Raw genomic sequence first — 23,960 nt, 5'->3', positions numbered from 1 at the left:
CCACCTTCCGGCGTCGGCACGGGAGATCGGGATCGGCCGGACCCAGGTCGGGCCCCACACCGCCCACACACTACGCGCTGTCGTTTTGGCTGCCCGGCCGACCCGGCAACGGTGCGGGCCGTCACACCTGGGGCACTTCCGTGCATCACGCCACAGGAGTACAGAAGAGCATGCAGTGATCCCCGGGCGGACGTTTAGCACCGCTCGATAGGGTCATCAGTGAGGGTTCCGCCCATCTCCCGAGGAGCACACCGATCGTGGCTGCCAATCAACCCGAGTCCGCACTCAACTGGTCCGATCTCGACCGTCGGGCCGTCGACACCGCCCGCGTGCTCGCCATGGACGCCGTGGAGAAATCCGGCAACGGCCACCCGGGCACCGCGATGAGCCTGGCGCCCGCGGCATACCTGCTCTTCAACCGGGTGATGCGGCACAACCCGGCCGACCCGAACTGGCCGGGCCGGGACCGGTTCGTGCTCTCCGCCGGGCACTCCAGCCTGACCCTCTACATCCAGCTGTTCCTCTCCGGCTACCCGCTGAGCCTGGAGGACCTGAAGTCGCTGCGGCAGTGGGGCTCGCTCACGCCGGGTCACCCGGAGCACGGGCACACCCCGGGCGTCGAGACCACCACCGGGCCGCTCGGCCAGGGCCTCGGCAACGCGGTCGGGATGGCGATGGCCGCCCGCCGCGAGCGCGGCCTGTTCGACCCGGAGACCGAGCCGGGCAGCTCGGTCTTCGACCACAACATCTGGTGCATCGCCTCGGACGGTGACATCGAGGAGGGCATCAGCCACGAGGCCTCCGCGCTCGCCGGGCACCAGCAGCTGGGCAACCTCACGCTGATCTACGACGACAACGAGATCTCGATCGAGGACGACACCCGGATCGCCAAGAGCGAGGACGTGGCGGCCCGCTACGAGGCGTACGGCTGGCACGTGCAGACCGTGGACTGGCGCAGCGGCGACGCCGACCAGGGCGACTATCACGAGGACGTGGAGGCGCTCTACCGGGCGCTGCAGGCGGCCAAGGCCGAGACCGGCCGACCCTCCTTCATCGCGCTGCGCACCATCATCGGCTGGCCCGCGCCGAACAAGCAGAACACCGGCAAGATCCACGGTTCGGCGCTCGGCGCCGACGAGGTGGCCGCCACCAAGCAGATCCTCGGCTTCGACCCGGCGCAGAGCTTCGAGGTCGACGAGGAGGTGCTGGGGCACGCCCGCCAGGTGCTCAAGCGCGGCGAGCAGGCGGCGCAGGAGTGGACCCAGGCGTTCGAGGGCTGGACGAAGGCCAACCCGGAGCGCACCGCGCTCTACGAGCGGATGGCCGGGCGGGTCCTCCCCGACGGCTGGACCGAGGCGCTGCCGGAGTTTCCGGCGGACGCCAAGGGCATCGCCACCCGGGCCGCCTCCGGCAAGGTGCTGGAGGCGCTGGCGCCGGTGCTCCCCGAGCTCTGGGGCGGCTCGGCCGACCTGGCGGAGAGCAACAACACCACGATGAAGGGCGAGCCGTCGTTCATCCCGGCCACCCACGCCACCAAGGACTTCCCCGGCCACGAGTACGGCCGCACGCTGCACTTCGGCATCCGCGAGCACGCGATGGGCGCGATCCTCAACGGCATCGCCCTGCACGGCGGCACCCGCCCGTACGGCGGCACCTTCCTGGTGTTCAGCGACTACATGCGCCCCTCGGTGCGGCTCGCCGCGCTGATGAAGCTGCCGGTGACCTACGTCTGGACGCACGACTCGATCGGCCTCGGCGAGGACGGCCCGACCCACCAGCCGGTGGAGCACCTGACCGCGCTGCGGGCCATCCCCGGCCTGGACGTGGTCCGCCCCGCCGACGCCAACGAGACCGCCTGGGCGTGGCGGCAGGCGCTGGAGCACACCGACCGGCCGACCGCGCTGGCGCTCAGCCGGCAGGCGCTGCCGACCCTGGACCGCAGCACCCTGGGCAGCGTCGAGGGCGTCGCCAAGGGCGGCTACGTACTGGCCGAGGCGTCCACCGGCAAGCCGCAGGTGATCATCGTCGGCACCGGCTCCGAGGTGCAGCTCTGCCTGACCGCCCGGGAGCGCCTGGAGGCCGACGGGACTCCCACCCGGGTCGTCTCCATGCCCTGCCAGGAGTGGTTCTTCGAGCAGGACGAGGCGTACCGGGAGTCGGTGCTGCCACGCGGGGTAAAGGCACGGGTGAGCGTCGAGGCGGGCATCGCCATGTCGTGGCGCGCCATCGTCGGCGACTGCGGCGAGACCGTCAGTCTGGAGCACTACGGGGCGAGTGCACCGCATTCGGTGCTCTTCGAGCAGTTCGGGTTCACCCCCGACCGGATCGTGGCCGCCGCGCACGCGGCGCTGACCCGGGTGGGCGACATCACCGGTTTCACGACCGGAAACTGAGGGGAGCGTGGACGGCATGACGGACAGGCTGGCAGAGCTCAGCGCCGCTGGGGTGGCGATCTGGCTCGACGATCTTTCCCGGGCACGGCTGAGCACCGGTGGGCTGGACAAGCTGCGCCGGGAGAACCACATGGCCGGGGTGACCACGAACCCGACCATCTTCGCGAAGGCCCTGGGTGAGGCCGACGAGTACGACTGGCAGCTGCGCGAACTCGCCCTTCGGGGGGTGGAGGTCGAAGAGGCGGTCCGCATGCTCACCACGTACGACGTGCGGTGGGCCTGCGACGTGATGCGCCCCTCCTACGACAAGAGCGCGGGGGTCGACGGCCGGGTCTCCATCGAGGTCGACCCGCGGCTGGCGCACGAGACCGAGAAGACCGTCGCCGAGGCGAAGGCGCTCTGGTGGCTGATCGACCGGCCGAACCTCTTCATCAAGATCCCGGCCACCGAGGCCGGCATCCCGGCGATCACCGCGACCCTCGCCGAGGGGATCAGCGTCAACGTCACGCTGATCTTCGGGCTGGACCGCTACTCCGAGGTGATGGAGGCGTTCCTCGCCGGCCTGGAGCAGGCGAAGGCGAACGGCCACGACCTGAGCAAGATCGGCTCGGTGGCGTCGTTCTTCGTCTCCCGGGTCGACTCCGAGGTCGACAAGCGACTGGAGAAGCTCGGCTCGGACGAGGCCAAGGCGCTGCGCGGCAAGGCGGCCATCGCCAACGCCCAGCTGGCGTACGAGCGCTACGGCAAGGTCTTCTCCTCGGACCGGTGGCAGGCCCTCGCCGACGCCGGAGCGCACCCGCAGCGGCCGCTCTGGGCCTCCACCTCGACCAAGAACCCGGACTACCGCGACGTCGTCTACGTCGAGCAGCTGATCGCCCCCGGCACGGTGAACACCATGCCGGAGTCGGTCATCCACGCCTTCGCCGACCACGGCGAGACCCGCCCCGACACCATCACCGGCGCCTACGACGCCGCCCGCAAGGTCTTCACCGACCTCGAGGCCGTCGGCGTGGACATGACCGACGTGATCGGCGTGCTGGAGCGCGAGGGCGTGGAGAAGTTCGAGGCCAGCTGGCTGGAGCTGCTCGACGGCGTGCGTAAGTCGCTGGAGTCGGCCGCGCAGGGCGCGGGCACCCCGGGTCGCGCGGCGCAGGGCAACGCGAAGGCCGCCGCGCAGGCGGGAGGCAACGCGTGAGCGACCTGCTCTCCACGCCGGCCGAGTCGGCCGCGGGCCTGACCGTGCACGGGGCGGACGCGGTCGACCGGTCCGCCCCGGCGTCGACCCGCGACGCGGTGGTCTCCGCCGGCGTACCGGGCAAGCTGGCCGCGAAGGACCCGAGCCTCTGGGGCCCCGACGCCGAAGCCGAGGCGAAGATCCGCCTCGGCTGGGTGGACACCCATCAGCGCAGCCGGGAGCTGCTCCCCCAGCTCGCCGAGCTGAAGGCGGAGCTGGCCGACCTGGACCACGTGGTGCTCGCCGGGATGGGCGGCTCCTCGCTGGCCCCTGAGGTGATCACCCGGACCCTCGGCCGGCCGTTGACCGTGCTGGACACCACCGATCCCGGCCAGGTCCGGGCGGCGCTCGGCGACCGGCTGGAGCGCACGGTCGTGGTGGTGGCGAGCAAGTCCGGCTCGACGGTGGAGACCGACAGCCACCGCCGGGCCTACTGGCAGGCCTTCCTGGACGCCGGAATGACCGAGGAGGAGGCCGGGCGGCACTTCGTCATCGTCACCGACCCGGGTTCACCGCTGGAGCAGACCGCCACCGAGATGGGCGCGTTCACCGTGCTCGCCGACCCGAACGTCGGCGGCCGATACTCGGCGCTGACCGCGTTCGGGCTGGTCCCGTCGGCGCTGGCCGGCGTCGAGGTGGTCGAGCTGCTCGACCAGGCCGACGCGCTCGCCGCGTCGCTCGGCGGCGACCGGGACAACCCGTCCCTGGCGCTGGGCGCCGCGCTCGGCGCCGCCGCCACCCTGGCCCGGGACAAGGTCGCCCTGGTCTCCGACGGCTCCGGCATCGACGGGTTCGGCGACTGGGCCGAGCAGCTGATCGCCGAGTCGACCGGCAAGGCCGGGGTGGGCATTCTGCCGGTGGTGGTGGAGTCGCCGCAGAGCCCCGGCGCCAAGGGTTCGGACGTGCTGACGGTGAGCTACGGCGGGGCGATGGCCCCGGGCCAGGTGCCCGGTGGCGGGATCGACCCGGACGTGGCGGTCAACGGCCCGCTCGGCGCGCAGTTCCTGGCCTGGGAGTACGCCACCGCGGTGGCCGGTGTGGTGCTCGGCATCGATCCGTTCAACCAGCCGAACGTCACCGAGTCCAAGGAGAACACCAACAAGATCCTGGCCGCGGGCCTGCCGGCGGAGACGCCGTCGTTCACCGAGGGCGCGATCGAGGTGTACGCGCCGGCGGGCGCCCCAAGCGACCTGGTCGGCGTGCTGCGCTGGCTGCTCGACGGGCTGGGCGACGACGGCTACCTCGCGGTGATGGCGTACCTGGACCGGTTCGCCGACGCCGACGCGGGCCGGCTGCGGCCGCTGCTGGCCGCGGCGGCCAACCGCCCGGTCACCTTCGGCTGGGGTCCGCGGTTCCTGCACTCCACCGGCCAGTATCACAAGGGCGGCCCGCAGGTCGGCAGCTATCTTCAGGTGACCGGAGCGGTCACCGATGATCTGCCGGTGCCCGGCAAGCCGTACTCCTTCGGGGAGCTGCAGGCGGCGCAGGCCGCCGGCGACCGGCAGGCGCTCGCCGGACGGGACCGTCCGGTGCTGCGGCTGCACCTGACCGACCGGGCCGCGGGCGTGGCCCAGCTGCTCGATGCGGCCGGTGAGCTGCCGGCGTGAGGATGGACGACGTGGAACAAGCGGAGCGGAGAGGCAGCGTGAACCCGCTGCGGGACCCGCAGGACCGCCGGCTGCCGCGGATTCCCGAGCCGTGCGCGCTGGTGATCTTCGGGGTCACCGGCGACCTGGCCCGGAAGAAGCTGCTGCCGGCGGTCTACGACCTGGCCAACCGAGGGCTGCTGCCACCGGGTTTCGTGGTGCTCGGCTTCGCCCGGCGGGACTGGGGCGACGGCGACTTCGAGACGCTCGCCTGCGAGGCCGCCCGTAAGCACGCCCGTACGCCGTGGCGGGAGGAGGTCTGGGCGCGGCTGGCCGGCAACATCAAGTTCGTCGGCGGGTCGTTCGACGACGACGCGGCCTTCGACCACCTGGCCGACACCCTCGACGAGCTGCGCGACACGCACGGCATCGCCGGCAACGCCGCCTTCTACTTCTCCATCCCCCCGGCGGCCTTCCCGGTGGTGCTCAAGCAGCTCGCCCGCACCGGCATGGCGGACAACGCCAAGTCCGGCGGCTGGCGCCGGGTGGTGGTGGAGAAGCCGTTCGGCAACGACCTGCCCTCGGCGAAGGCGCTCAACGACCTGGTCGACGACGTCTTCACCCGCCAGGACGTCTTCCGGATCGACCACTACCTGGGCAAGGAGACGGTCCAGAACATCCTGGCCCTGCGGTTCGCCAACAACCTGTTCGAGCCGCTCTGGAACTCCAAGTACGTCGACTCGGTGCAGATCACCATGGCCGAGGACGTCGGCATCGGCACCCGTGCGGGCTTCTACGACACCGTCGGCACCGCCCGCGACGTGCTCCAGAACCACCTCCTCCAGTTGCTCGCGCTGGTCGCGATGGAGGAGCCGACCAGCTTCGACGCCGACGAGATCCGGACCGAGAAGCTGAAGGTGCTCAAGGCGATCACCCTGCCGCAGGACGTCGCGCAGGGCACCGTCCGGGGCCAGTACCTGCCCGGCTGGGTGGGGGGCGAACGCGCGGTCGGCTACCTCGACGAGGAGGGCGTACCGCCGAACTCCACCACCGAGACGTACGTGGCCGTCCGGCTCGGCATCCAGAACCGGCGCTGGGCCGAGGTGCCGTTCTACATCCGGGCCGGCAAGCGGCTGCCGCGGCGGGTCACCGAGGTGGCCATCATGTTCAAGAAGGCGCCGCACCTGCCGTTCAACGCGGCCGACATGGAGTCGCTCGGCAACAACCAGCTGGTCATCCGGGTCCAGCCGGATGAGGGCGTGGTGCTCAAGTTCGGCTCGAAGGTGCCCGGCACCACCATGGAGGTCCGCGACATCGCGATGGACTTCCAGTACGGCGAGGCGTTCACCGAGTCCAGCCCGGAGGCGTACGAGCGGCTGGTGCTGGACGTGCTGATCGGCGACCGGACGCTCTTCCCCGACGCGGCCGAGGTCGAACAGAGCTGGCAGGTGGTCGACCCGCTGGAGCATGCCTGGGTCGGCACGACGCCGGAGCCGTACCGGGCCGGCGAGTGGGGCCCCCGGGCCGCCGACGAGATGCTGGCCCGCGAGGGCCGCGCCTGGCGGCGGGCGTGACCAGCCGTAGCGAGTCAACCAGGAGGCTCCCGTGATCGGCCTGTGGGACACCACCGGCAACGAGGTGGTCAAGGCGTTGGCCGCCGAGCGGCGCAGCGCGGGCGGGGTGGCCAGCGGCATGGCGCTGACCCTGATCGTGGTCGTGGACGAGAAGCGGGTACGTGAGGCGGAGGCGGCGGCGACCATCGCCGCCGCCGCCCACCCGTGCCGGCTGGTGGTGGTGGTCCGCTCCGACATCGACCGGGAACGCAACCGGCTGGACGCCGAGATCGTGGTCGGTGGCCGGCTCGGGCCGTGCGAGGCGGTGGTCACCCGGATGTACGGGCGGCTCGCGCTGCACGCCGAGTCGGTGGTGATGCCGCTGCTGGTGCCGGACGTGCCGGTGGTCACCTGGTGGCACAACGAGCCGCCTGCGGAGATCGCCACCGATTTCCTCGGCGTGGTGGCCGACCGCCGGATCACCGACGCCGCGCAGGCCGCCGACCCGATCGAGGCGCTGCGACAGCGGGCCCGGGACTACGCCCCGGGCGACACCGACCTGGCCTGGACCCGGATCACTCCGTGGCGCACCCTGGTCGCCGGCGCGTTCGACACCACCGAGGCCCGGGTCACCGAGGCCACCGTGGTGGCGCCGCGCACCGACCCGACGGCCGCGCTGATGTCCGGCTGGCTGACCAGCCGACTCGGCATCACCCCGCGGTGGGAGCAGACCGACGAGTTCCCCCGGATGCGGGAGGTGCAGCTGCGCTGCGCCAACGGCGACCAGCTCACGCTGACCCGGGACGACAGCATGGCCATCTTCCGCCGTACCGGTCAGGAGGACCGCGCCCTGCCGCTGGTCCGCCGGCCGCTCGGCGACGAGCTGGCCGAGGAGCTGCGCCGGCTGGACGCCGACCAGGTGTACGCGGAGGCGCTCGGGGCCACCGCCGGGCTGACCGGCCTGGACCAGCGCCCGGCGACCCGGGTGCACGTCTGGAAGGACCCGGCCACCGCGCGGCGGGCCGAGGCGGGGGTCAGCGCGCACGCCGGCACCAGCGGCGAGCACTGACGGTGGCGGCGCGCTCCCCCGCGCACCGAAGACCAGCAACCGGCCCGCCGAGCGGTCCGCGACGAACGAAAAAGGCACGAGATGAGTGAGGCGAGTGTCGCCGTCCATGCCGACTCCCACCTGCTGGCGCAGGCGGTGGCGGCCCGGTTGGTGGTGAAGCTGCTCGACGCACAGGCCGACCGGGGTCAGGCGTCGGTGGTTCTGACCGGCGGGCGGATCGCCGCCGCCGTCTACCTGGCGGTGGCGGCCCTACCCGCCCAGGACGCGATCGACTGGTCCCGGGTGGATGTCTGGTGGGGCGACGAGCGGTTCCTGCCCGCCAGCGACCCGGAGCGCAACGAAACCCAGGCGCGTGCGGCGCTGCTGGACGCGCTGCCGCTGGACCCGGCCCGGGTACACCCGATGCCAGCCTCCGACGCCGGGGCCGACCCGGAGGAGGCGGCGGCCCGGTACGCCGCCGAGCTGGCCGCGGCGGCTCGGCCGGGCACTGCGGCGCTGCCCCACTTCGACGTGCTGATGCTGGGCGTCGGGGAGGACGGGCACGTCGCCTCGGTCTTCCCGGAGCATCCGGTGCACTACGAGAGCCGACCGGTCAGCGCGGTGCGGGGCAGCCCGAAGCCGCCGCCGGTGCGCACCACGCTCACCCTGCCGACGATCAACACCGCCGAGGAGGTCTGGCTGGTGGCCAGCGGCGCGGACAAGGCCCGGGCGGTGGGCATGGCCCTGGCCGGAGCGGGCTCGGTGCAGCTGCCCGCGGCCGGCGTGCGGGGGGTCAGCCGGACGCTCTGGCTGCTCGACCGGGCCGCCGCGGCCGACGTGCCGGCCCGGCTGCGCAGCCTGCGCTGAGCCCCGGCCCGGCCGCCCGCAGCGCAAGCCCCCGGCGCGGCCCGGTCGGGCCCGCTCAGCGCCCGCGGCGGCGGCGCAGCTTGGCCAGGGCCTCGGCGAGGAGAGCGGCGCCCTCCTCGTCGGTGCGCCGCTCCTTCACGTACGCCAGGTGGCTCTTGTAGGGCTCGGCCCGGGCCCGCCCGGGTGGGTTCTGCGCGTCCTGACCGGCCGGGAGGCCGCAGCGCGGGCAGTCCCAGAGTGGGGGCGCGGTGGCCTCCGCGGCGATCAGGATCTCCACCTGGTGGTCGTTGCGGCACCAGTAGGTGACCGTCTGCCGGGGAGCCGGTTCGTAACGCTCGGGCGGACGCTCGGGGGCGGATCCGATCCGGGAACCCCGGATCACGTTGCCGTTCGGCACGGCTGCTCGCTCCTGTCGTCGGAGGGGACCGCCGCGGGGGTGGACGGCGGGCGACGCGGTGCAGCGAAAAGACCTGCGCGCGGCCCGTCGGGTGACGGACCGCGCGCAGATTGTACGACTTGAACCGGCTGCTCAGGCACCGCCGCCGTCGACCTGGAGGCGGAGCCAGAGGCCCAGCCCGACGATGCAGGCGAACCAGACGACGCCCACCAGGACGGTGTAGCGGTCCAGGTTCTTCTCCGCGACGGACGAACCGGCGAGGCTGGAGCTGACCCCACCGCCGAACATGCTGGACAACCCGCCGCCCTTACCTCGGTGCAGCAGGATCAGCATGGTGAGCAGAACGCTCGTGATGACCAGCAACACGATCAACGTGTATGCGAACCAGATCGGCATGGCTGGGGTCAGTCCTCTCGTAGCGATCCTCGCCCGGACAGGTCGGGCACGGTGGCACCGGCCGGTGGACGGGCGGAGTCAAGGATAGCGAGCGATCAGCGGGCGATGTGCTCGGGGAACCGGCAGATCTGCGCGAATTCCTCGGCGTCCAGGCTGGCGCCCCCCACTAGGCCCCCGTCCACGTCCGGCTGGGCCATGATCGAGGCGACGTTCGACGCCTTGACCGAGCCGCCGTAGAGCACCCGGACCTGGTCGGCGGTCTCCTGGTCGAAGCGTTCCGCCAACCGCTGGCGGACCGCCCGGCAGACCTCCTGGGCGTCCTCCGGGGTCGCGGTCTTGCCGGTACCGATCGCCCAGACCGGCTCGTACGCGATCACCACCTGCCGCACCTGCTCGGCGGTGAGCCCGGCGAGGCCTCCGTCGACCTGCTCGGAGCAGTGCGCCACGTGGGTGCCCTGCTCCCGCACGTCCAGCCCCTCGCCCACGCAGAGGATCGGGGTCAGCCCGTGCGTCAGCGCCGCCTTCACCTTGGCGTTGACCAGCGCGTCGTCCTCGTGGTGGTAGGCCCGCCGCTCGGAGTGGCCGACCACGACGTACGTGCAGCCGAGCTTGGCCAGCATCGGACCGGAGATGTCACCGGTGTAGGCGCCCGAGGCGTGCGGGGAGAGGTCCTGCCCGCCGTAGCCGATCAGCAGCTTGTCGCCGTCCACCGCGGTCTGCACGGTGCGCAGGTCGGTGAAGGGCGGCAGGACCACCGTCTCGACGTCGGTCAGCTGCTTCTCGGTGAGGCTGGCCGCCAGCTTCTGCACCAGCAGGTTGGCCTCGAGGTGGTTGAGGTTCATCTTCCAGTTGCCGGCCATCAGGGGCCGGCGGGGGGTGTTCGCCATCACTTCTCCAGAGCCGCGATACCGGGGAGGGTCTTGCCCTCGAGGTACTCCAGCGAGGCGCCGCCGCCGGTGGAGATGTGCCCGAACGAGGACTCGTCCAGCCCGAGCGCGCGGACGGCGGCGGCGGAGTCCCCGCCACCGACGACGGTGAACGCGTCGGTCTTCGCGATCGCCTCGGCCACACCCCGGGTGCCGTTGGCGAAGGCCGGCATCTCGAAGACGCCCATCGGGCCGTTCCAGAAGATCGTCCGCGCGCCCTTGAGCGCCGCGGCGAACCCGGCCACCGTCTCCGGCCCGATGTCCAGCCCGAGCCGGTGGCTCGGGATGCCGTCGGCGGGCACCGTGTCGTGCGTGGCGTCCGGCGCGAAGGCGTCGGCGGCCACCACGTCGACCGGGAGCATGATCTTGCCCTCGGAGCGGGCGAGGAGGTTGCCGCAGGTCTCGACCATCTCCTCCTCCAGCAGCGACGTGCCCACCTCGTGGCCCTGGGCCTTGAGGAAGGTGAAGCACATGCCGCCGCCGATGAGCAGCCGGTCGACCTTCGGCAGCAGGGCCTCGATCACCGCCAGCTTGTCGGAGACCTTCGAGCCGCCGAGCACCACCACGTACGGCCGCGCCGGGTCGCCGGTGAGCGTGGAGAGGACCTCCACCTCCCGCAGCACCAGCCGGCCCGCGACGTGCGGGAGCCGGGCCGGCACGTCGTAGACGCTGGCGTGCTTGCGGTGCACCGCGCCGAACGCGTCGTCGACGTACGCCTCGCCGAACGCGGCCAGCTGGTCGGCGAACGCGCCCCGCTCGGCGTCGTCCTTGCTGGTCTCACCGGCGTTGAAGCGCAGGTTCTCCAGCAGCGCGACCTCACCGTCGGCGAGCGCGTCCACGGTGGAGCGGGCCGAGTCGCCGACGGTGTCGCTGGCGAAACGCACCGAGCCGCCGAGCAGCTCGCCCAGCCGGTCGGCGACCGACCGCAGGCTGAACTGCGGGTCCGGCGCGCCCTTCGGGCGGCCCAGGTGCGAGCAGACGACCACCTTGGCACCGGCGCCGGTGAGGGCCGTCAGCGTGGGCAGGACCGCGCGGATCCGCCCGTCGTCGGTGATCGCGCCGGTCTGCTTGTCGAGCGGGACGTTCAGGTCGGCGCGCACCAGCACGCGCCGACCCGACACCCCCTCGCCGAGCAGGTCGTCGAGGGTACGGATGCTCACAGCGAGCTACCCACCAGCTTGACCAGGTCCACCAGGCGGTTCGAGTAGCCCCACTCGTTGTCGTACCAGCCGACGACCTTGACCTGGTTGCCGACCACCTTGGTCAGCGGGGCGTCGAAGATGCACGACGCCGGGTCGGTCACGATGTCGGTGGAGACGATCGGGTCCTCGTTGTAGACCAGGATGCCCTTGAGCGGGCCGTCCGCGGCGGCCTTCATCGCGGCGTTGACCTCGTCGACCGTCGTCTCACGGTGGAGGTTGACGGTCAGGTCGGTGGCCGAACCGGTCGGGATCGGCACCCGCAGCGCGTAGCCGTCCAGCTTGCCCTTGAGCTCCGGCAGCACCAGGCCGATCGCCTTCGCGGCGCCGGTGGAGGTCGGCACGATGTTCAGCGCGGCGGCCCGGGCCCGGCGGAGGTCCTTGTGCGGGGCGTCCTGGAGGTTCTGGTCCTGGGTGTAGGCGTGGATGGTGGTCATCAGACCGTGCTCGATGCCGAACGTGTCCTGCAGGACCTTCGCCATCGGGGCGAGGCAGTTGGTGGTGCAGGAGGCGTTCGAGATGATGGTGTGCTTGGCCGGGTCGTACTGGTCCTGGTTCACGCCCATGACGACCGTGACGTCCTCGTTCTTCGCCGGCGCGGAGATGATGACCTTCTTGGCCCCGCCGTCGATGTGCGCCTTGGCCTTGCTGCCATCGGTGAAGAAGCCGGTCGACTCGATGACGACGTCCGCGCCGACCTCGCCCCACGGCAGCGCCGCCGGGTCCTTCTCGGCGTACGCCTTGATGGTCTTGCCGCCCACGGTGATCTCGTCGGCGGTGGCCTTGACCTCGTGCGGGAGGCGACCCAGGATGCTGTCGTACTTGACAAGGTGGGCGAGCGTCGCGTTGTCGGTCAGGTCGTTGACCGCGACGACCTCGATGTCAGCGCCGGACGCCAGCACTGCCCGGAAGAAGTTACGGCCGATCCGGCCGAAGCCGTTGATGCCAACCCGGATGGTCACAGGTCCCATCTCCTCGCGTTCTGGTCCGCCGGCCGCAGACCGTGGCGCCGGCAGAGTGATGTGCGCCGGCCGTTTGGAGCCGGCCGTTGACAGTTCATCAAGGCCACCCCGCCGCGGTCTTTCCAAGGACCTGACCGCCCGAGGCGGTGAGCACGGCGAGGCGTGCCTGTGCCGGCCCCCTTGCCGTACGCAGCGACCCTATCCGAGCGCGGGGCACGGCGCTGCGGGGGGTGGCGACCTGCTCGCCCGGCCGGGGCGCAGGCTCCCCCACCACCCGAGGCGGAGACGATGTCACGCCTTCCGGCTCGCTCGTCTCCGCTGACCGCCACCGTCCTATCAGACCACGAGCATGTCGGGCGTGACGGCCGCTTCGGTATCCGGGATGCCCAGGTCCCGGGCCCGCTTGTCGGCCAGTGCGAGCAACCGGCGGATCCGCCCGGCGATCGCGTCCTTGGTCAGCGGCGGGTCGGCGAGAGCGCCCAGCTCCTCCAGCGAGGCCTGGCGGTGCTCCAGGCGCAGCCGCCCGGCGTCGGTGAGGTGGTTGGGCGCCTCCTCGGCGAGGATCTCCAGCGCTCGGGTGACCCGGGCGGCGGCGGCCACGGCGGCCCGCGCCGAGCGGCGCAGGTTGGCGTCGTCGAAGTTGGCCAGCCGGTTGGCGGTCGCCCGCACCTCGCGGCGGACCCGGCGCTCCTCCCAGGCCAGCACGCTGGAGTGGGCGCCGATCCGGGTGAGCAGCGCGGCGATCGCGTCGCCGTCCTTGACCACCACCCGGTCCACCCCACGCACCTCGCGGTTCTTGGCGGTGATGCCGATCCGGCGGGCGGCGCCGACCAGGGCCAGCGCGGACTCCGGGCCGGGGCAGGTGATCTCCAACGCGCTGGAGCGGCCCGGCTCGGTCAGCGAGCCGTGCGCCATGAACGCGCCCCGCCAGGCGGAGACGGCGCAGCAGACGTTGGCGGCCACCACGTGCGGCGGCAGGCCACGCACCGGCCGGCCCCGCACGTCGAGCAGGCCGGTCTGCCGGGCCAGCGCCTCGCCGTCCTTGACCACCCGGACGATGAAGTGGCTGCCCTTGCGCAGCCCGCCGGAGGCGAGCACGTGGATCTCGCTGGAGTAGCCGTAGACCTCGGCGATCTCCCGCCGGAGCCGGCGGGCCACCGCTCCGGTGTCGAGCTCCGCCTCCACGACCACCCGGCCGGAGACGATGTGCAGCCCGCCGGCGAAGCGCAGCAACGCCGCCATCTCCGCCCGCCGGCAGCAGGGTTTGGGCACGTCGACCCGACTCAGCTCGTCCTTGACCGCAGCCGTCATCGCCATTGTGCGTCCCCTCACGGACCGGTTCCGGCGTGTCGCCGGAGATTACGTACGTGTCTAACGATCGGCGCCCAGGACAGGCACCAGTGCGGCGCCCAGGGCGGCCGGATCATGGCGAGGAGTGCCGTCGAGGACGGCGACGGGGGCGAGGACCAGCCGGGCACCCAGCGATTCTGCCGCACGTTCGACCGGATCGGGGTCACCCACCGCCTTGGCGTCTGCCAGGACGTGATCCACCTTCAGTTTGGGCAGGTACCAGCGCAGCGCGGCCAGGTGGTCGGCGACGGAGAGCCCGAGCGTCTCCTTCTCCGCGGCCAGGTTGAGGGTGACCAGCCGGCGGGCTGGGCTGGACACGATCGCGTCGGCCAGCTCCGGCACCAGCAGGTGCGGCAGCACGCTGGTGTACCAGCTGCCGGGGCCGAAGATCAGCCAGTCGGCCGCGCCGATCGCGTCGACCGCCTGGGGGCAGGCCGCCGGCGCGGTCGGGGTCAGCCGCAGCGACTCCACCCGGCCGGTGGTCACCGCCACCTGGTGCTGGCCGCTGACCGTGCGTACCTCGTCGGGCCGGTCCGGGTCGGCGCCGCGTACCCGTGCCTCGATCCCCACCGGCTGGCAGGACATCGGCAGCACCCGGCCCACCGCGCCGAGCATCGCGCCGGCGTGCTCCAGCGCGGCCACCGGGTCGCCGAGCAGCTCCATCAACCCGCAGAGCACCAGGTTGCCCACCGCGTGCCCGGCCAGCCCGTCACCGGCGCCGTCGCCGCCGGCGGGACCGGCCACACCGTCGGTCCCAGCCGCGCCGGCGGTGCGCGCCGCCGGCGCGTCGGCGAAGCGGTGCTGGAACAGGCCGGCGCTGCGGCGGGTGGCCGGGTGGTCGCCGGCCAGCGCGACCAGCGCCTGCCGCAGGTCGCCCGGGGGCAGGCCGCCCCGCTCGGCGCGCAGCCGGCCGCTGGAGCCGCCGTCGTCGCCGACGGTGACCACCGCGGTGATGTCCAGGTCGAGTCCGGGGGCGCACCGGCGCAGCGCCCGCAGCGAGGCGGAGAGGCCGTGGCCGCCGCCGAACGCCACCACCCTCGTCGTCATTCCCGCCCCAGGTCGCGGTGCTGGGCGTTGGCGGCGAGCCCGGAGTGGCGCAGCCGGGCGGCCAACTCCTCGGCGATCGCCACACTGCGGTGCTTGCCGCCGGTACAGCCGACCGCGACCGTCAGGTAGCGCTTGCCCTCCCGCTCGAACCCGCCCGTGGTGGCGTTGACCAGGTCGGCGTACGAGGCGACGAAGGCGTCCGCGCCCTCCTGGCCGAGCACGTAGGCGCTGACCGCCTCCTCCCGGCCGGTGTGCTCGCGCAGCTCCGGCACCCAGTAGGGGTTGGGCAGGAATCGGGCGTCCAGCACGAAGTCGGCGTCCGGCGGCAGCCCGTACTTGAAGCCGAAGGAGAGCACGGTGACCCGCAGCCGGCGGGCGTCCTCGCCGCCGAAGAGCTCCTCGATCCGCCGGCGCAGCTGGTTGACGTTGAGGTGGCTGGTGTCGATGATCACGTCGGCCTGGTCGCGGGCCTCCTCCAGCAGGCCGCGCTCGACCGCGATGCCGTCGGCGAGCCGGCCCTCGCCCTGCAACGGGTGCGAGCGGCGGACGCTCTCGAACCGGCGGATGAGCACCTCGTCGTCGGCGTCCACGAACACCACCCGGGGCGAGAAACCGCGCTCCTTGAGCTCGCGGATCGCCCCGGCCAGGTCGGTGGAGAAGGCGCGCGAGCGCACGTCCAGCACCATCGCGGTACGCCGGGCCGCGCCGCCGGCCTTGACCGCCAGCTCGGCCATGTCGAGCATCAGCGCCTGCGGGAGGTTGTCCACCACGTAGTAGCCGACGTTCTCCAGGGCTCGGGCCACCGTGCTGCGCCCGCCGCCGGAGAGGCCGGTGACCACCACGAGGGTGGTGTCCGACTCCGCCGACGCCGGCTGCCCCGAGATGGGCTCCGCCGAGGTCTCGTGCCGCCCCTCGGTCGTGCGCGCCTCGCTCACCGACTACCCCCAAAACCACGACGCCGCGGCCGCCCCTGGCCCACGAACGGTCAAACCGCGACTCTATCCCGTCAATTCCGCACCGCCCCTCAACCGCCCCACCCCGGCGTCCCCCGGGCGGACGTCGTCGCGATCATGCCGTTGTGGGGTGCCTGACAAAAGGCTCCAGGGGTACCGAACCGGGCACCACGACTGTGTGATCGGCGGCGGGGAGTGTCGCGGCGCGGGGAGGAGGGCAGCGTCGGGGGTGGCTCGTACACTTCGCGGATGGCCTCCCCCACCGACCTGCGCACCTCCGACGCGCTACAGGTGCTGAGCCGGGTGTTCGGCTACGACGCCTTCCGCGGCTTCCAGCAGGAGGTGATCGACCACGTGGTGTCCGGCGGCGACGCGCTGGTGCTGATGCCGACCGGGGGCGGCAAGTCGCTCTGCTACCAGATCCCGGCGCTGGTCCGCCCCGGGGTGGCGGTCGTGGTCTCCCCGCTGATCGCGCTGATGCAGGACCAGGTCGACGCCCTGACCGCGGTCGGCGTGCGGGCCGGTTTCCTCAACTCGACCCAGGATCTCGACGCCCGTCGCCGGGTCGAGGCGGCCTTCCTCGCCGGCGAGCTCGACCTGCTCTACCTGGCGCCGGAAGCGCTCGCCGGCCGGTCCACCGTGCAGCTGCTCGACCGGGGAAAGATCGCCCTCTTCGCCATCGACGAGGCGCACTGCGTGTCCCAGTGGGGGCACGACTTCCGCCCCGACTACCTCGCCCTGTCGATGCTGCACGAGCGGTGGCCGGAGGTGCCCCGGATCGCGCTGACCGCCACCGCGACCAGCACCACCCGCACCGAGATCGCCACCCGGCTCGACCTGACCGGCGCCCGGCACTTCGTGGCCAGCTTCGACCGGCCCAACATCCAGTACCGGATCGTGCCCAAACGGGAGCCGCGCCGGCAGCTGCTCAGCCTGCTGCGCGACGAGCACCCGGGCGACGCCGGCATCGTCTACTGCCTCTCCCGCGCCTCGGTGGACAAGACCGCCGAGTTCCTCAACGCCAACGGCATCGCCGCGCTGCCCTACCACGCCGGCCTGGACGCGGCCACCCGCGCCCGCCACCAGCAGCGCTTCCTGCGTGAGGACGGGCTGGTCATGGTCGCCACCATCGCCTTCGGGATGGGGATCGACAAGCCGGACGTCCGCTTCGTCGCCCACCTCGACCTGCCGAAGTCGGTCGAGGGCTACTACCAGGAGACCGGCCGCGCCGGGCGCGACGGCTTGCCGTCGACCGCCTGGCTGGCGTACGGGCTGCAGGACGTGGTGCAGCAGCGGAAGATGATCGAGACCTCCGAGGGCGACCTGGCCCACCGCCGCGGGCTGGCCCGGCACCTCGACGCGATGCTCGCGCTCTGCGAGACGGTCCGGTGCCGCCGCGCCCAGCTGCTGGAATACTTCGGCGAACCGCCGACCGGCGCCTGCGGCAACTGCGACACCTGCCTGAATCCGCCGGAGTCGTGGGACGGCACGGTCGCCGCGCAGAAGCTGCTCTCCACGGTGTTCCGGCTCGACCGGGAGCGCAACCAGCGGTTCGGGGCCGGGCAGTGCATCGACATCCTGCTCGGCCGCAGCACCGAGAAGGTGACCCAGTTCGGCCACGACTCGCTCACCGTCTTCGGCATCGGCGGTGACCTGAGCGAGGCCGAGTGGCGCGGGGTGGTGCGGCAACTGCTCGCCGAGGGTCTGCTCGCCGTCGAGGGTGACTACGGCACGCTGGCGCTCACCGACGCCAGCGCCGAGGTGCTGGGCCGCCGGCGCACGGTGATGATGCGGCGCGAGCCGGAGCGGCCGGCAGCCACCCGCGCCGGCCGGTCCCGCGCCGGCGCGGCCGCGACCGTCGAGCTGCCGCCGGCCGCCGCCCCGTTCTTCGAGCGGCTGCGTGCCTGGCGCGCGGCGTCGGCCAAGGAGCAGGGCGTCCCCGCGTACGTGATCTTCCACGACGCCACGCTGCGGCAGATCGCCACCGACGCGCCCGCCTCGCTGACCGAGCTGTCCCGGGTCAACGGCGTCGGCGAGAACAAACTGGCCAAGTACGGCGAACAGATCCTCGCCGTACTGGCCGAGGGCGACACCGACGGCTAGCCGCGCCGGCCGCCCGATGCTCAGTCGGTGGACGGGGTCTTCGTGCCGCCGTCCAGGGCGGCCAGGATGGCCTCGGCCGTCCGCCGGCCGACGCCCGGGACCTCGGTGATCTCGTCGACGCTGGCCGCGGAGAGCCGCTTGAGCGAGCCGAAGTGCCGCAGCAGCGCCTTGCGCCGCACCTCCCCCAGGCCGGGCACATCGTCCAGCGCCGAGGCGGTCATCCGCTTGGAGCGTCGCTGCCGGTGGAAGGTGATGGCGAAGCGGTGCGCCTCGTCGCGCACCCGTTGCAGCAGGTAGAGCCCCTCGGAGGTGCGCGGCAGGATGACCGGGAACTCGTCGTCGGGCAGCCAGACCTCCTCCAGCCGCTTGGCCAGACCGCAGAGCGCCACGTCGTCGATGCCGAGCTCGGCGAGCGCCTGGGCCGCCGCCGCGACCTGCGGCGGGCCGCCGTCGACCACCACCAGCTGCGGCGGGTAGGCGAACTTTCGCGGCCGGCCAGTGGTCGGGTCGACCAGCGCGCCGATCCGCGGCTCGTCGATGCCGGCCGGGCCGGCGGGGGTTTCGAGGTCGTCGGCCGAGTCCACCCCCACCTCACCGGTCTCGGCCCGCGAGTCGAGGTAGCGGGCGAAGCGGCGGCGCAACACCTCGGACATCGCGGAGAGGTCGTCGGTGGCGCCGCGGATGATGAACCGGCGGTATTCGCTCTTGCGCGGCAGCCCGTCCTCGAAGACGACCATGCTGGCCACCACGTCGGTGCCTTGGATCTGGGAGATGTCGAAGCACTCGATGCGCAGCGGCGAGGTGCGCATCTCGAGCGCCTCGCTGATCTCGTCGAGCGCCTTGCTCCGGGTGGTCAGGTCGCCGGCGCGGCGCAGTTTGTGCCGGGTCAGCGCGTCCTTGGCGTTGCGCTCCACCGTCTCCATCAGGGTCCGCTTGTCACCGCGCTGGGGCACCCGCAGCGTCACCCGGCTGCCCCGGTGGTCGGAGAGCCAGTCGGCCAGCGCGTCGGCGTCGGCCGGCAGTTCGGGGACGAGCAGCTCACGGGGCACGTCGGCCTCGCCGTGCTCGCCGCCGTAGACCTGCGTGCAGAAGTGGTGCACCAGGTCCCCGGTGGTCAGCTCCTCGGTCTTCTCCACCACCCAGCCGCGCTGGCCCCGGACCCGGCCGTCGCGGACGTGGAAGACCTGCACGGCCGCCTCGAGCGGATCGTCGGCGAACGCGACCACGTCGGCGTCGGTGCCGTCCCCGAGGACCACGGCCTGCTTCTCCAGCGCCCGGCGCAGCGCCGCCACGTCGTCACGCAGCCGGGCGGCCCGCTCGAACTCCAACTGCTCGCTCGCCTCGGTCATCTCGCGTTCGAGCCCGCGAACCATGCTGTCGGTGCGGCCGGCCATGAACTCGCAGAACCCGTCGACGATCTCCCGGTGCTGCTCGGCGGAGACGCTGCCCACGCAGGGCGCCGAGCACTTGCCGATGTAGCCGAGCAGGCAGGGGCGCCCGACCTGGCCGGCGCGCTTGAACACCCCGGCGGAGCAGGTGCGGGCGGGAAAGACCCGCAGCAGCAGGTCGAGCGTCTCGCGGATCGCCCAGGCGTGCGAGTAGGGCCCGAAGTAGCGCACCCCCTTGCGCTTGGCGCCGCGCATCACCTGCAGCCGCGGGAACTCCTCGTCGAGGGTGACGGCCAGGTAGGGGTAGGACTTGTCGTCGCGGTAGCGGACGTTGAACCTCGGGTCGTACTGCTTGATCCAGGTGAACTCCTGCTGGAGCGCCTCGACCTCGGTGCCCACGGTGATCCAGTCGACCGACTCGGCCGTGGTCACCATCTGCCGGGTGCGCTCGTGCAGGTTCCAGATGTCGCCGAAGTAGGAGTTGAGCCGGCTGCGCAGGTTCTTCGCCTTGCCGACGTAGATCACCCGGCCGGTGCCGTCGCGGAAGCGGTAGACCCCGGGCGACTCCGGAATGGTGCCGGGTGCGGGACGGTAGGTCGAGGGGTCTGCCACGATCTCAAGACTAGTCCGGGCGACTGACAGCCCCGGCCCGCGGCGCTACCGTCCGGGCCGGCGCGGTGCGGTGATACGGCGCCCCCACCGGGCCGTCCGGGCCGGCGCGGCAGCCCTCACCGCGCCGTCCGGGCCGGCGCGGCAGCCCTCACCGCGCCCTTTGCTCTGCTTCAGCGGAGGCGACGCGAACCGGCCTCCGGTGTTGCCGGGATTGAAGCAGAGCAAAGGGCACGCGCAGGTGTCCCCCGGGTGGGGGTTAGTCAGGCGTCCTGCCGCGCGGACGGTCAGGCGAACGAGATCTGGTCGCCGACGACCTTGACGTCCTTCGCGGGCAGCGGCCTGGTGGCCGGGCCGGCCTTGACCGAGCCGTCCTCGATCGAGAACTTGCTGCCGTGGCAGGTGCAGTTGATGGTGCCGCCGTCGACGTTCGACACCGGGCAGCGCTGGTGGGTGCAGATCGGGTCGAAGCCCTTGAACTGGCCCGGGCTGGGCTGGGTGATCACGACGCCCTCGGCGGGGAAGACCCTGCCGCCGCCGAGCGGGATGTCGGTCGTGGTCGCCAGCGACTGCGAGTTCTGCCGGTCGCCGCCGCCGGCGTCACCGGTGCTGGGCACCGCCGGCCCGCCGCTGGTGGGCGGCGGGGTGCCGTCACCCGCGTCGTCCCCGCCGCAGGCCGCCAGGACGACGGCCGCCCCGACCGCGCCGGCGCCGGCGAGCAGTGCCCGCCGCGTCTGCGTACCCGGACCGGTCAGCACCTGATCGTCACTCATGCCTCGCCCTTCTCTCGGCTGCCGCGGCCGGACCTGACCGTGGCCACACTTCTGCACACGGCTCACTGTGCCGGACGGTTCAGCCGTACCACGATGCGGCACCCGACGGAGGCGGACCACCGGCCCGCCGTCCGTCAGGGGCGTCCTCAGCGCGCCCCGGCGGGCACCTTCCGCGAGGTACGGGTGGTCTTCGCCCCGTTGGCCTTGGCCGCCCGGGAGGTGGCCGCCGCAGCGCCCTTCGCCTCGCCGTCGAGCTTGAGCACCTGGCGCAGGAACTGCCCGGTGTGGCTCTCGGCCACCTCGGCGACCTCTTCCGGGGTGCCGGTGGCGAGCACGGTGCCGCCCCGGTGACCGCCCTCCGGGCCCATGTCGATCAGCCAGTCGGCCGTCTTGATCACGTCGAGGTTGTGCTCGATGGTGATCACGGTGTTGCCCTTGTCGACCAGGCCCTCCAGCACCATGAGCAGCTTGCGGATGTCCTCGAAGTGCAGCCCGGTGGTCGGCTCGTCGAGCACGTAGACCGTCCGGCCGGTGGAGCGCTTCTGCAGCTCGGAGGCGAGCTTGACCCGCTGCGCCTCGCCGCCGGAGAGGGTCGGCGCCGGCTGGCCGAGCCGGACGTAGCCCAGCCCGACGTCGACCAGCGTCTTCAGGTGCCGGTGGATGGCCGGGATGGCGGAGAAGAACTCGGCCGCCTCCTCGATCGGCATCTCCAGCAGGTCGGAGACGGTCTTGCCCTTGTAGTGCACCTCGAGCGTCTCGCGGTTGTAGCGGGCGCCCTTGCAGACCTCGCACGGGACGTAGACGTCGGGCAGGAAGTTCATCTCGATCTTGATCGTGCCGTCGCCGGAGCACGCCTCGCAGCGCCCGCCCTTGACGTTGAACGAGAAGCGGCCCGGCCCGTAGCCGCGCACCTTCGCCTCGGTGGTCTCGGCGAAGAGCTTGCGGATGTGGTCCCAGACGCCGGTGTAGGTGGCCGGGTTGGACCGCGGCGTACGACCGATCGGCGACTGGTCCACCCCGACGACCTTGTCGACGTGCTCCAGCCCGGTGACCCGGGTGTGCCGGCCGGGCACCAGCCGGGCGCCGTTGATCTGGTTGGCCAGGACCGCGTGCAGGATGTCGTTGACCAGCGTCGACTTGCCCGAGCCGCTGACCCCGGTGACCGCGATGAGCTGGCCGAGCGGGAAGGAGACGGTCAGGTTGCGCAGGTTGTGCTCGCGCGCGCCGTGCACCACCAGCTCGCGGCCCGGCGTCTGCGGCCGGCGCAACTGCGGGGTCGGGATCGACCGGCGACCGGAGAGGTAGGCCCCGGTCATCGAGTCCGGGTTCTCCAGCAGCGCCGGCACCGACCCGCTGTGCACGATCTTGCCGCCGTGCTCGCCCGCGCCGGGGCCGATGTCGACGATCCAGTCGGCGGTGCGGATGGTGTCCTCGTCGTGCTCGACCACGATCAGCGTGTTGCCCAGCCCGCGCAGCCGGATCAGGGTCTCGATCAGCCGGTGGTTGTCGCGCTGGTGCAGCCCGATCGACGGCTCGTCGAGCACGTAGAGCACGCCGACCAGACCGGAGCCGATCTGGGTGGCCAGCCGGATGCGCTGCGCCTCGCCGCCGGAGAGGGTGCCGGCCGGCCGGTCGAGGGAGAGGTAGTCCAGCCCGACGTCGAGCAGGAACCGCAGCCGGGCGTTGATCTCCTTCAGCACCCGCTCGGCGATCATCTTCTGCCGGTCGGTGAGCTCGATGCCGGCCAGCAGGTCGGCGGCCTCGCCCACGGACAGGTTGCAGACCTCGGCGATGCTCTTGCCGGCCAGGGTGACCGCGAGCACCTCCGGCTTGAGCCGGGCGCCACCGCAGGCCGCGCAGGGCACGTCGCGCATGTAGCCCTCGTACTTCTCCCGCGACCACTCCGACTCGGTGTCGGTGTGCCGGCGCTCGATCCACTGCACCACGCCCTCGAAGCCGGTGTAGTAGGAGCGCTCGCGGCCGTACTTGTTGCGGTAGCGCACGTGCACCTGGTCGCCGGAGCCGTGCAGGATCGTCTTCTGCGCCCGCGACGGCAGCGCCCGCCACGGCGTGTCCAGGTCGAAGTGCTCGGCGTCGCCGAGCGCCTCGAGCAGCCGGAGGAAGTATTCCAGGGTGTGCCCGCCGGACCAGGGCTGGATCGCGCCCTCGCGCAGGGTGCGCTCCGGGTCGGGGACGACCAGCTCCGGGTCGACCTCCTTCTTGGTGCCCAGCCCGGTGCACTCCGGGCAGGCGCCGTAGGGCGCGTTGAAGGAGAAGACCCGGGGCTCGAGGTCCTCGATGGCGAGCGGGTGGTCGTTGGGGCAGGCCAGGTGCTCGGAGTAGCGCCGCTCCCGGTCGGGGTCGTCCTCGGCCAGGTCGACGAAGTCGAGCAGCACCAGCCCGCCGGAGAGGCCGAGCGCCGCCTCGACCGAGTCGGTCAGTCGCTGCTTGGCGCTCGGCTTGACGGTGAGCCGGTCGATCACCACCTCGATGGTGTGCTTCTCCTGCTTCTTGAGCTTCGGCGGCTCGGTCAGCGGGTGCACGACGCCGTCGATCCGGGCCCGGGCGTAGCCCTTGGCCTGCAGCTCGGCGAAGAGGTCGACGTATTCGCCCTTGCGGCCCCGGACCACCGGGGCGAGCACCATGAACCGGGTGCCCTCGGCCATCGCCAGCACCCGGTCGACGATCTGCTGCGGGCTCTGCCGGGAGATCCGCTCGCCGCAGACCGGACAGTGCGGCTCGCCGACCCGGGCGAAGAGCAGTCGGAGGTAGTCGTAGACCTCGGTGATCGTGCCGACCGTGGAACGCGGGTTGCGCGAGGTCGACTTCTGGTCGATCGAGACGGCGGGGCTGAGCCCCTCGATGAAGTCGACGTCGGGCTTGTCCATCTGGCCGAGGAACTGCCGGGCGTACGAGGAGAGCGACTCGACGTAGCGGCGCTGCCCCTCGGCGAAGATGGTGTCGAAGGCCAGGCTCGACTTGCCCGACCCGGAGAGCCCGGTGAAGACGATCAGAGCGTCCCGGGGCAGGTCGAGACTGACGTCACGCAGGTTGTGCTCGCGCGCGCCACGGATGATCAGTCGGTCGGCCACGGTGCGTGTACTCCCGGGTGCAGAAGATGAGGCGGATCTGTCCGTCAGAGGACGATTCTGAGCGGTTGTGAGGGCGCAGGAATG

The 23,960-nt window shown here is 72.3% G+C and carries 18 protein-coding genes; 7 read left to right on the top strand and 11 right to left on the bottom strand.

Annotation, left to right across the window (positions count from 1 at the left end):
- The first annotated feature begins 257 nt into the window (after positions 1-257).
- The 6 genes from tkt (at position 258) to pgl (ending at position 8,681) form a co-directional block, all read left to right on the top strand.
- Complete coding sequence (gene tkt / locus AB0C04_RS09080) at positions 258-2,393, top strand: transketolase (protein WP_357050589.1); 2,136 nt, start codon at positions 258-260, stop codon at positions 2,391-2,393.
- Between the two features lie 16 nt (positions 2,394-2,409).
- Positions 2,410-3,588: a transaldolase gene (tal, locus tag AB0C04_RS09075; RefSeq protein WP_357050586.1), complete on the top strand. Its 1,179-nt coding sequence runs from the start codon at positions 2,410-2,412 to the stop codon at positions 3,586-3,588.
- Positions 3,585-5,234 (top strand): glucose-6-phosphate isomerase, encoded by a 1,650-nt coding sequence (locus AB0C04_RS09070; RefSeq protein ID WP_357050583.1) that lies wholly within the window; start codon positions 3,585-3,587, stop codon positions 5,232-5,234. The genes tal and AB0C04_RS09070 overlap by 4 nt, the downstream gene beginning before the upstream one ends.
- A gap of 2 nt (positions 5,235-5,236) precedes the next feature.
- Positions 5,237-6,787, top strand: a complete 1,551-nt coding sequence (gene zwf, locus AB0C04_RS09065; RefSeq protein ID WP_357050802.1) for a glucose-6-phosphate dehydrogenase — start codon at positions 5,237-5,239, stop codon at positions 6,785-6,787.
- 31 nt (positions 6,788-6,818) lie between these two features.
- Positions 6,819-7,835 carry a glucose-6-phosphate dehydrogenase assembly protein OpcA gene (locus AB0C04_RS09060; protein ID WP_357050580.1) on the top strand — a complete coding sequence of 339 codons (1,017 nt, stop codon included), beginning with the start codon at positions 6,819-6,821 and terminating at the stop codon, positions 7,833-7,835.
- Between the two features lie 81 nt (positions 7,836-7,916).
- Positions 7,917-8,681: a 6-phosphogluconolactonase gene (pgl, locus tag AB0C04_RS09055; RefSeq protein WP_357050577.1), complete on the top strand. Its 765-nt coding sequence runs from the start codon at positions 7,917-7,919 to the stop codon at positions 8,679-8,681.
- Between the two features lie 55 nt (positions 8,682-8,736).
- Here pgl and AB0C04_RS09050 read toward each other — a convergent pair whose 3' ends face one another.
- The 8 genes from AB0C04_RS09050 to rapZ form a co-directional block, all read right to left on the bottom strand.
- On the bottom strand, positions 8,737-9,078 hold the full coding sequence (locus tag AB0C04_RS09050; RefSeq protein ID WP_357050574.1) for an RNA polymerase-binding protein RbpA: 342 nt from the start codon (positions 9,076-9,078) through the stop codon (positions 8,737-8,739).
- A 132-nt stretch (positions 9,079-9,210) separates the two neighbouring features.
- Positions 9,211-9,474, bottom strand: coding sequence for a preprotein translocase subunit SecG (secG, locus tag AB0C04_RS09045; RefSeq protein ID WP_350872679.1), 264 nt, complete (start codon positions 9,472-9,474; stop codon positions 9,211-9,213).
- A 95-nt stretch (positions 9,475-9,569) separates the two neighbouring features.
- Complete coding sequence (tpiA, locus tag AB0C04_RS09040) at positions 9,570-10,361, bottom strand: triose-phosphate isomerase (protein ID WP_357050571.1); 792 nt, start codon at positions 10,359-10,361, stop codon at positions 9,570-9,572.
- Positions 10,361-11,560, bottom strand: a complete 1,200-nt coding sequence (locus tag AB0C04_RS09035; protein WP_357050568.1) for a phosphoglycerate kinase — start codon at positions 11,558-11,560, stop codon at positions 10,361-10,363. Before AB0C04_RS09035 ends, tpiA begins: the two co-directional genes overlap by 1 nt.
- Entirely contained in the window at positions 11,557-12,561 is a 1,005-nt protein-coding gene (gene gap, locus AB0C04_RS09030; protein ID WP_357050565.1) for a type I glyceraldehyde-3-phosphate dehydrogenase, read from the bottom strand. Before gap ends, AB0C04_RS09035 begins: the two co-directional genes overlap by 4 nt.
- Before the next feature lie 336 nt (positions 12,562-12,897).
- Positions 12,898-13,878, bottom strand: coding sequence for a DNA-binding protein WhiA (gene whiA / locus AB0C04_RS09025; RefSeq protein ID WP_357050562.1), 981 nt, complete (start codon positions 13,876-13,878; stop codon positions 12,898-12,900).
- A gap of 54 nt (positions 13,879-13,932) precedes the next feature.
- On the bottom strand, positions 13,933-14,958 hold the full coding sequence (locus AB0C04_RS09020; protein ID WP_357050559.1) for a 2-phospho-L-lactate transferase CofD family protein: 1,026 nt from the start codon (positions 14,956-14,958) through the stop codon (positions 13,933-13,935).
- On the bottom strand, positions 14,955-15,842 hold the full coding sequence (rapZ, locus tag AB0C04_RS09015; protein ID WP_350872953.1) for an RNase adapter RapZ: 888 nt from the start codon (positions 15,840-15,842) through the stop codon (positions 14,955-14,957). The genes AB0C04_RS09020 and rapZ overlap by 4 nt, the downstream gene beginning before the upstream one ends.
- A gap of 318 nt (positions 15,843-16,160) precedes the next feature.
- On the opposite strand from rapZ, the gene recQ reads away from it, so the two are divergent.
- On the top strand, positions 16,161-18,014 hold the full coding sequence (recQ, locus tag AB0C04_RS09010; protein WP_357050556.1) for a DNA helicase RecQ: 1,854 nt from the start codon (positions 16,161-16,163) through the stop codon (positions 18,012-18,014).
- Between the two features lie 20 nt (positions 18,015-18,034).
- On the opposite strand, the gene uvrC is transcribed toward recQ, so the two are convergent.
- From uvrC to uvrA, 3 genes are all read right to left on the bottom strand, one after another.
- Positions 18,035-20,014, bottom strand: coding sequence for an excinuclease ABC subunit UvrC (uvrC, locus tag AB0C04_RS09005; protein WP_357050553.1), 1,980 nt, complete (start codon positions 20,012-20,014; stop codon positions 18,035-18,037).
- A gap of 284 nt (positions 20,015-20,298) precedes the next feature.
- On the bottom strand, positions 20,299-20,784 hold the full coding sequence (locus AB0C04_RS09000; protein WP_357050550.1) for a Rieske (2Fe-2S) protein: 486 nt from the start codon (positions 20,782-20,784) through the stop codon (positions 20,299-20,301).
- Positions 20,785-20,930: 146 nt separating this feature from the next.
- On the bottom strand, positions 20,931-23,876 hold the full coding sequence (gene uvrA / locus AB0C04_RS08995; protein ID WP_357050547.1) for an excinuclease ABC subunit UvrA: 2,946 nt from the start codon (positions 23,874-23,876) through the stop codon (positions 20,931-20,933).
- Between the last annotated feature and the right edge of the window lie 84 nt (positions 23,877-23,960).

The sequence above is a fragment of the Micromonospora sp. NPDC048909 genome, from assembly GCF_040649635.1.
GTDB lineage: Bacteria > Actinomycetota > Actinomycetes > Mycobacteriales > Micromonosporaceae > Micromonospora.
Note: the sequence above shows the minus strand (reverse complement) of the source record. Positions and strands in the feature narration are given on the sequence as shown.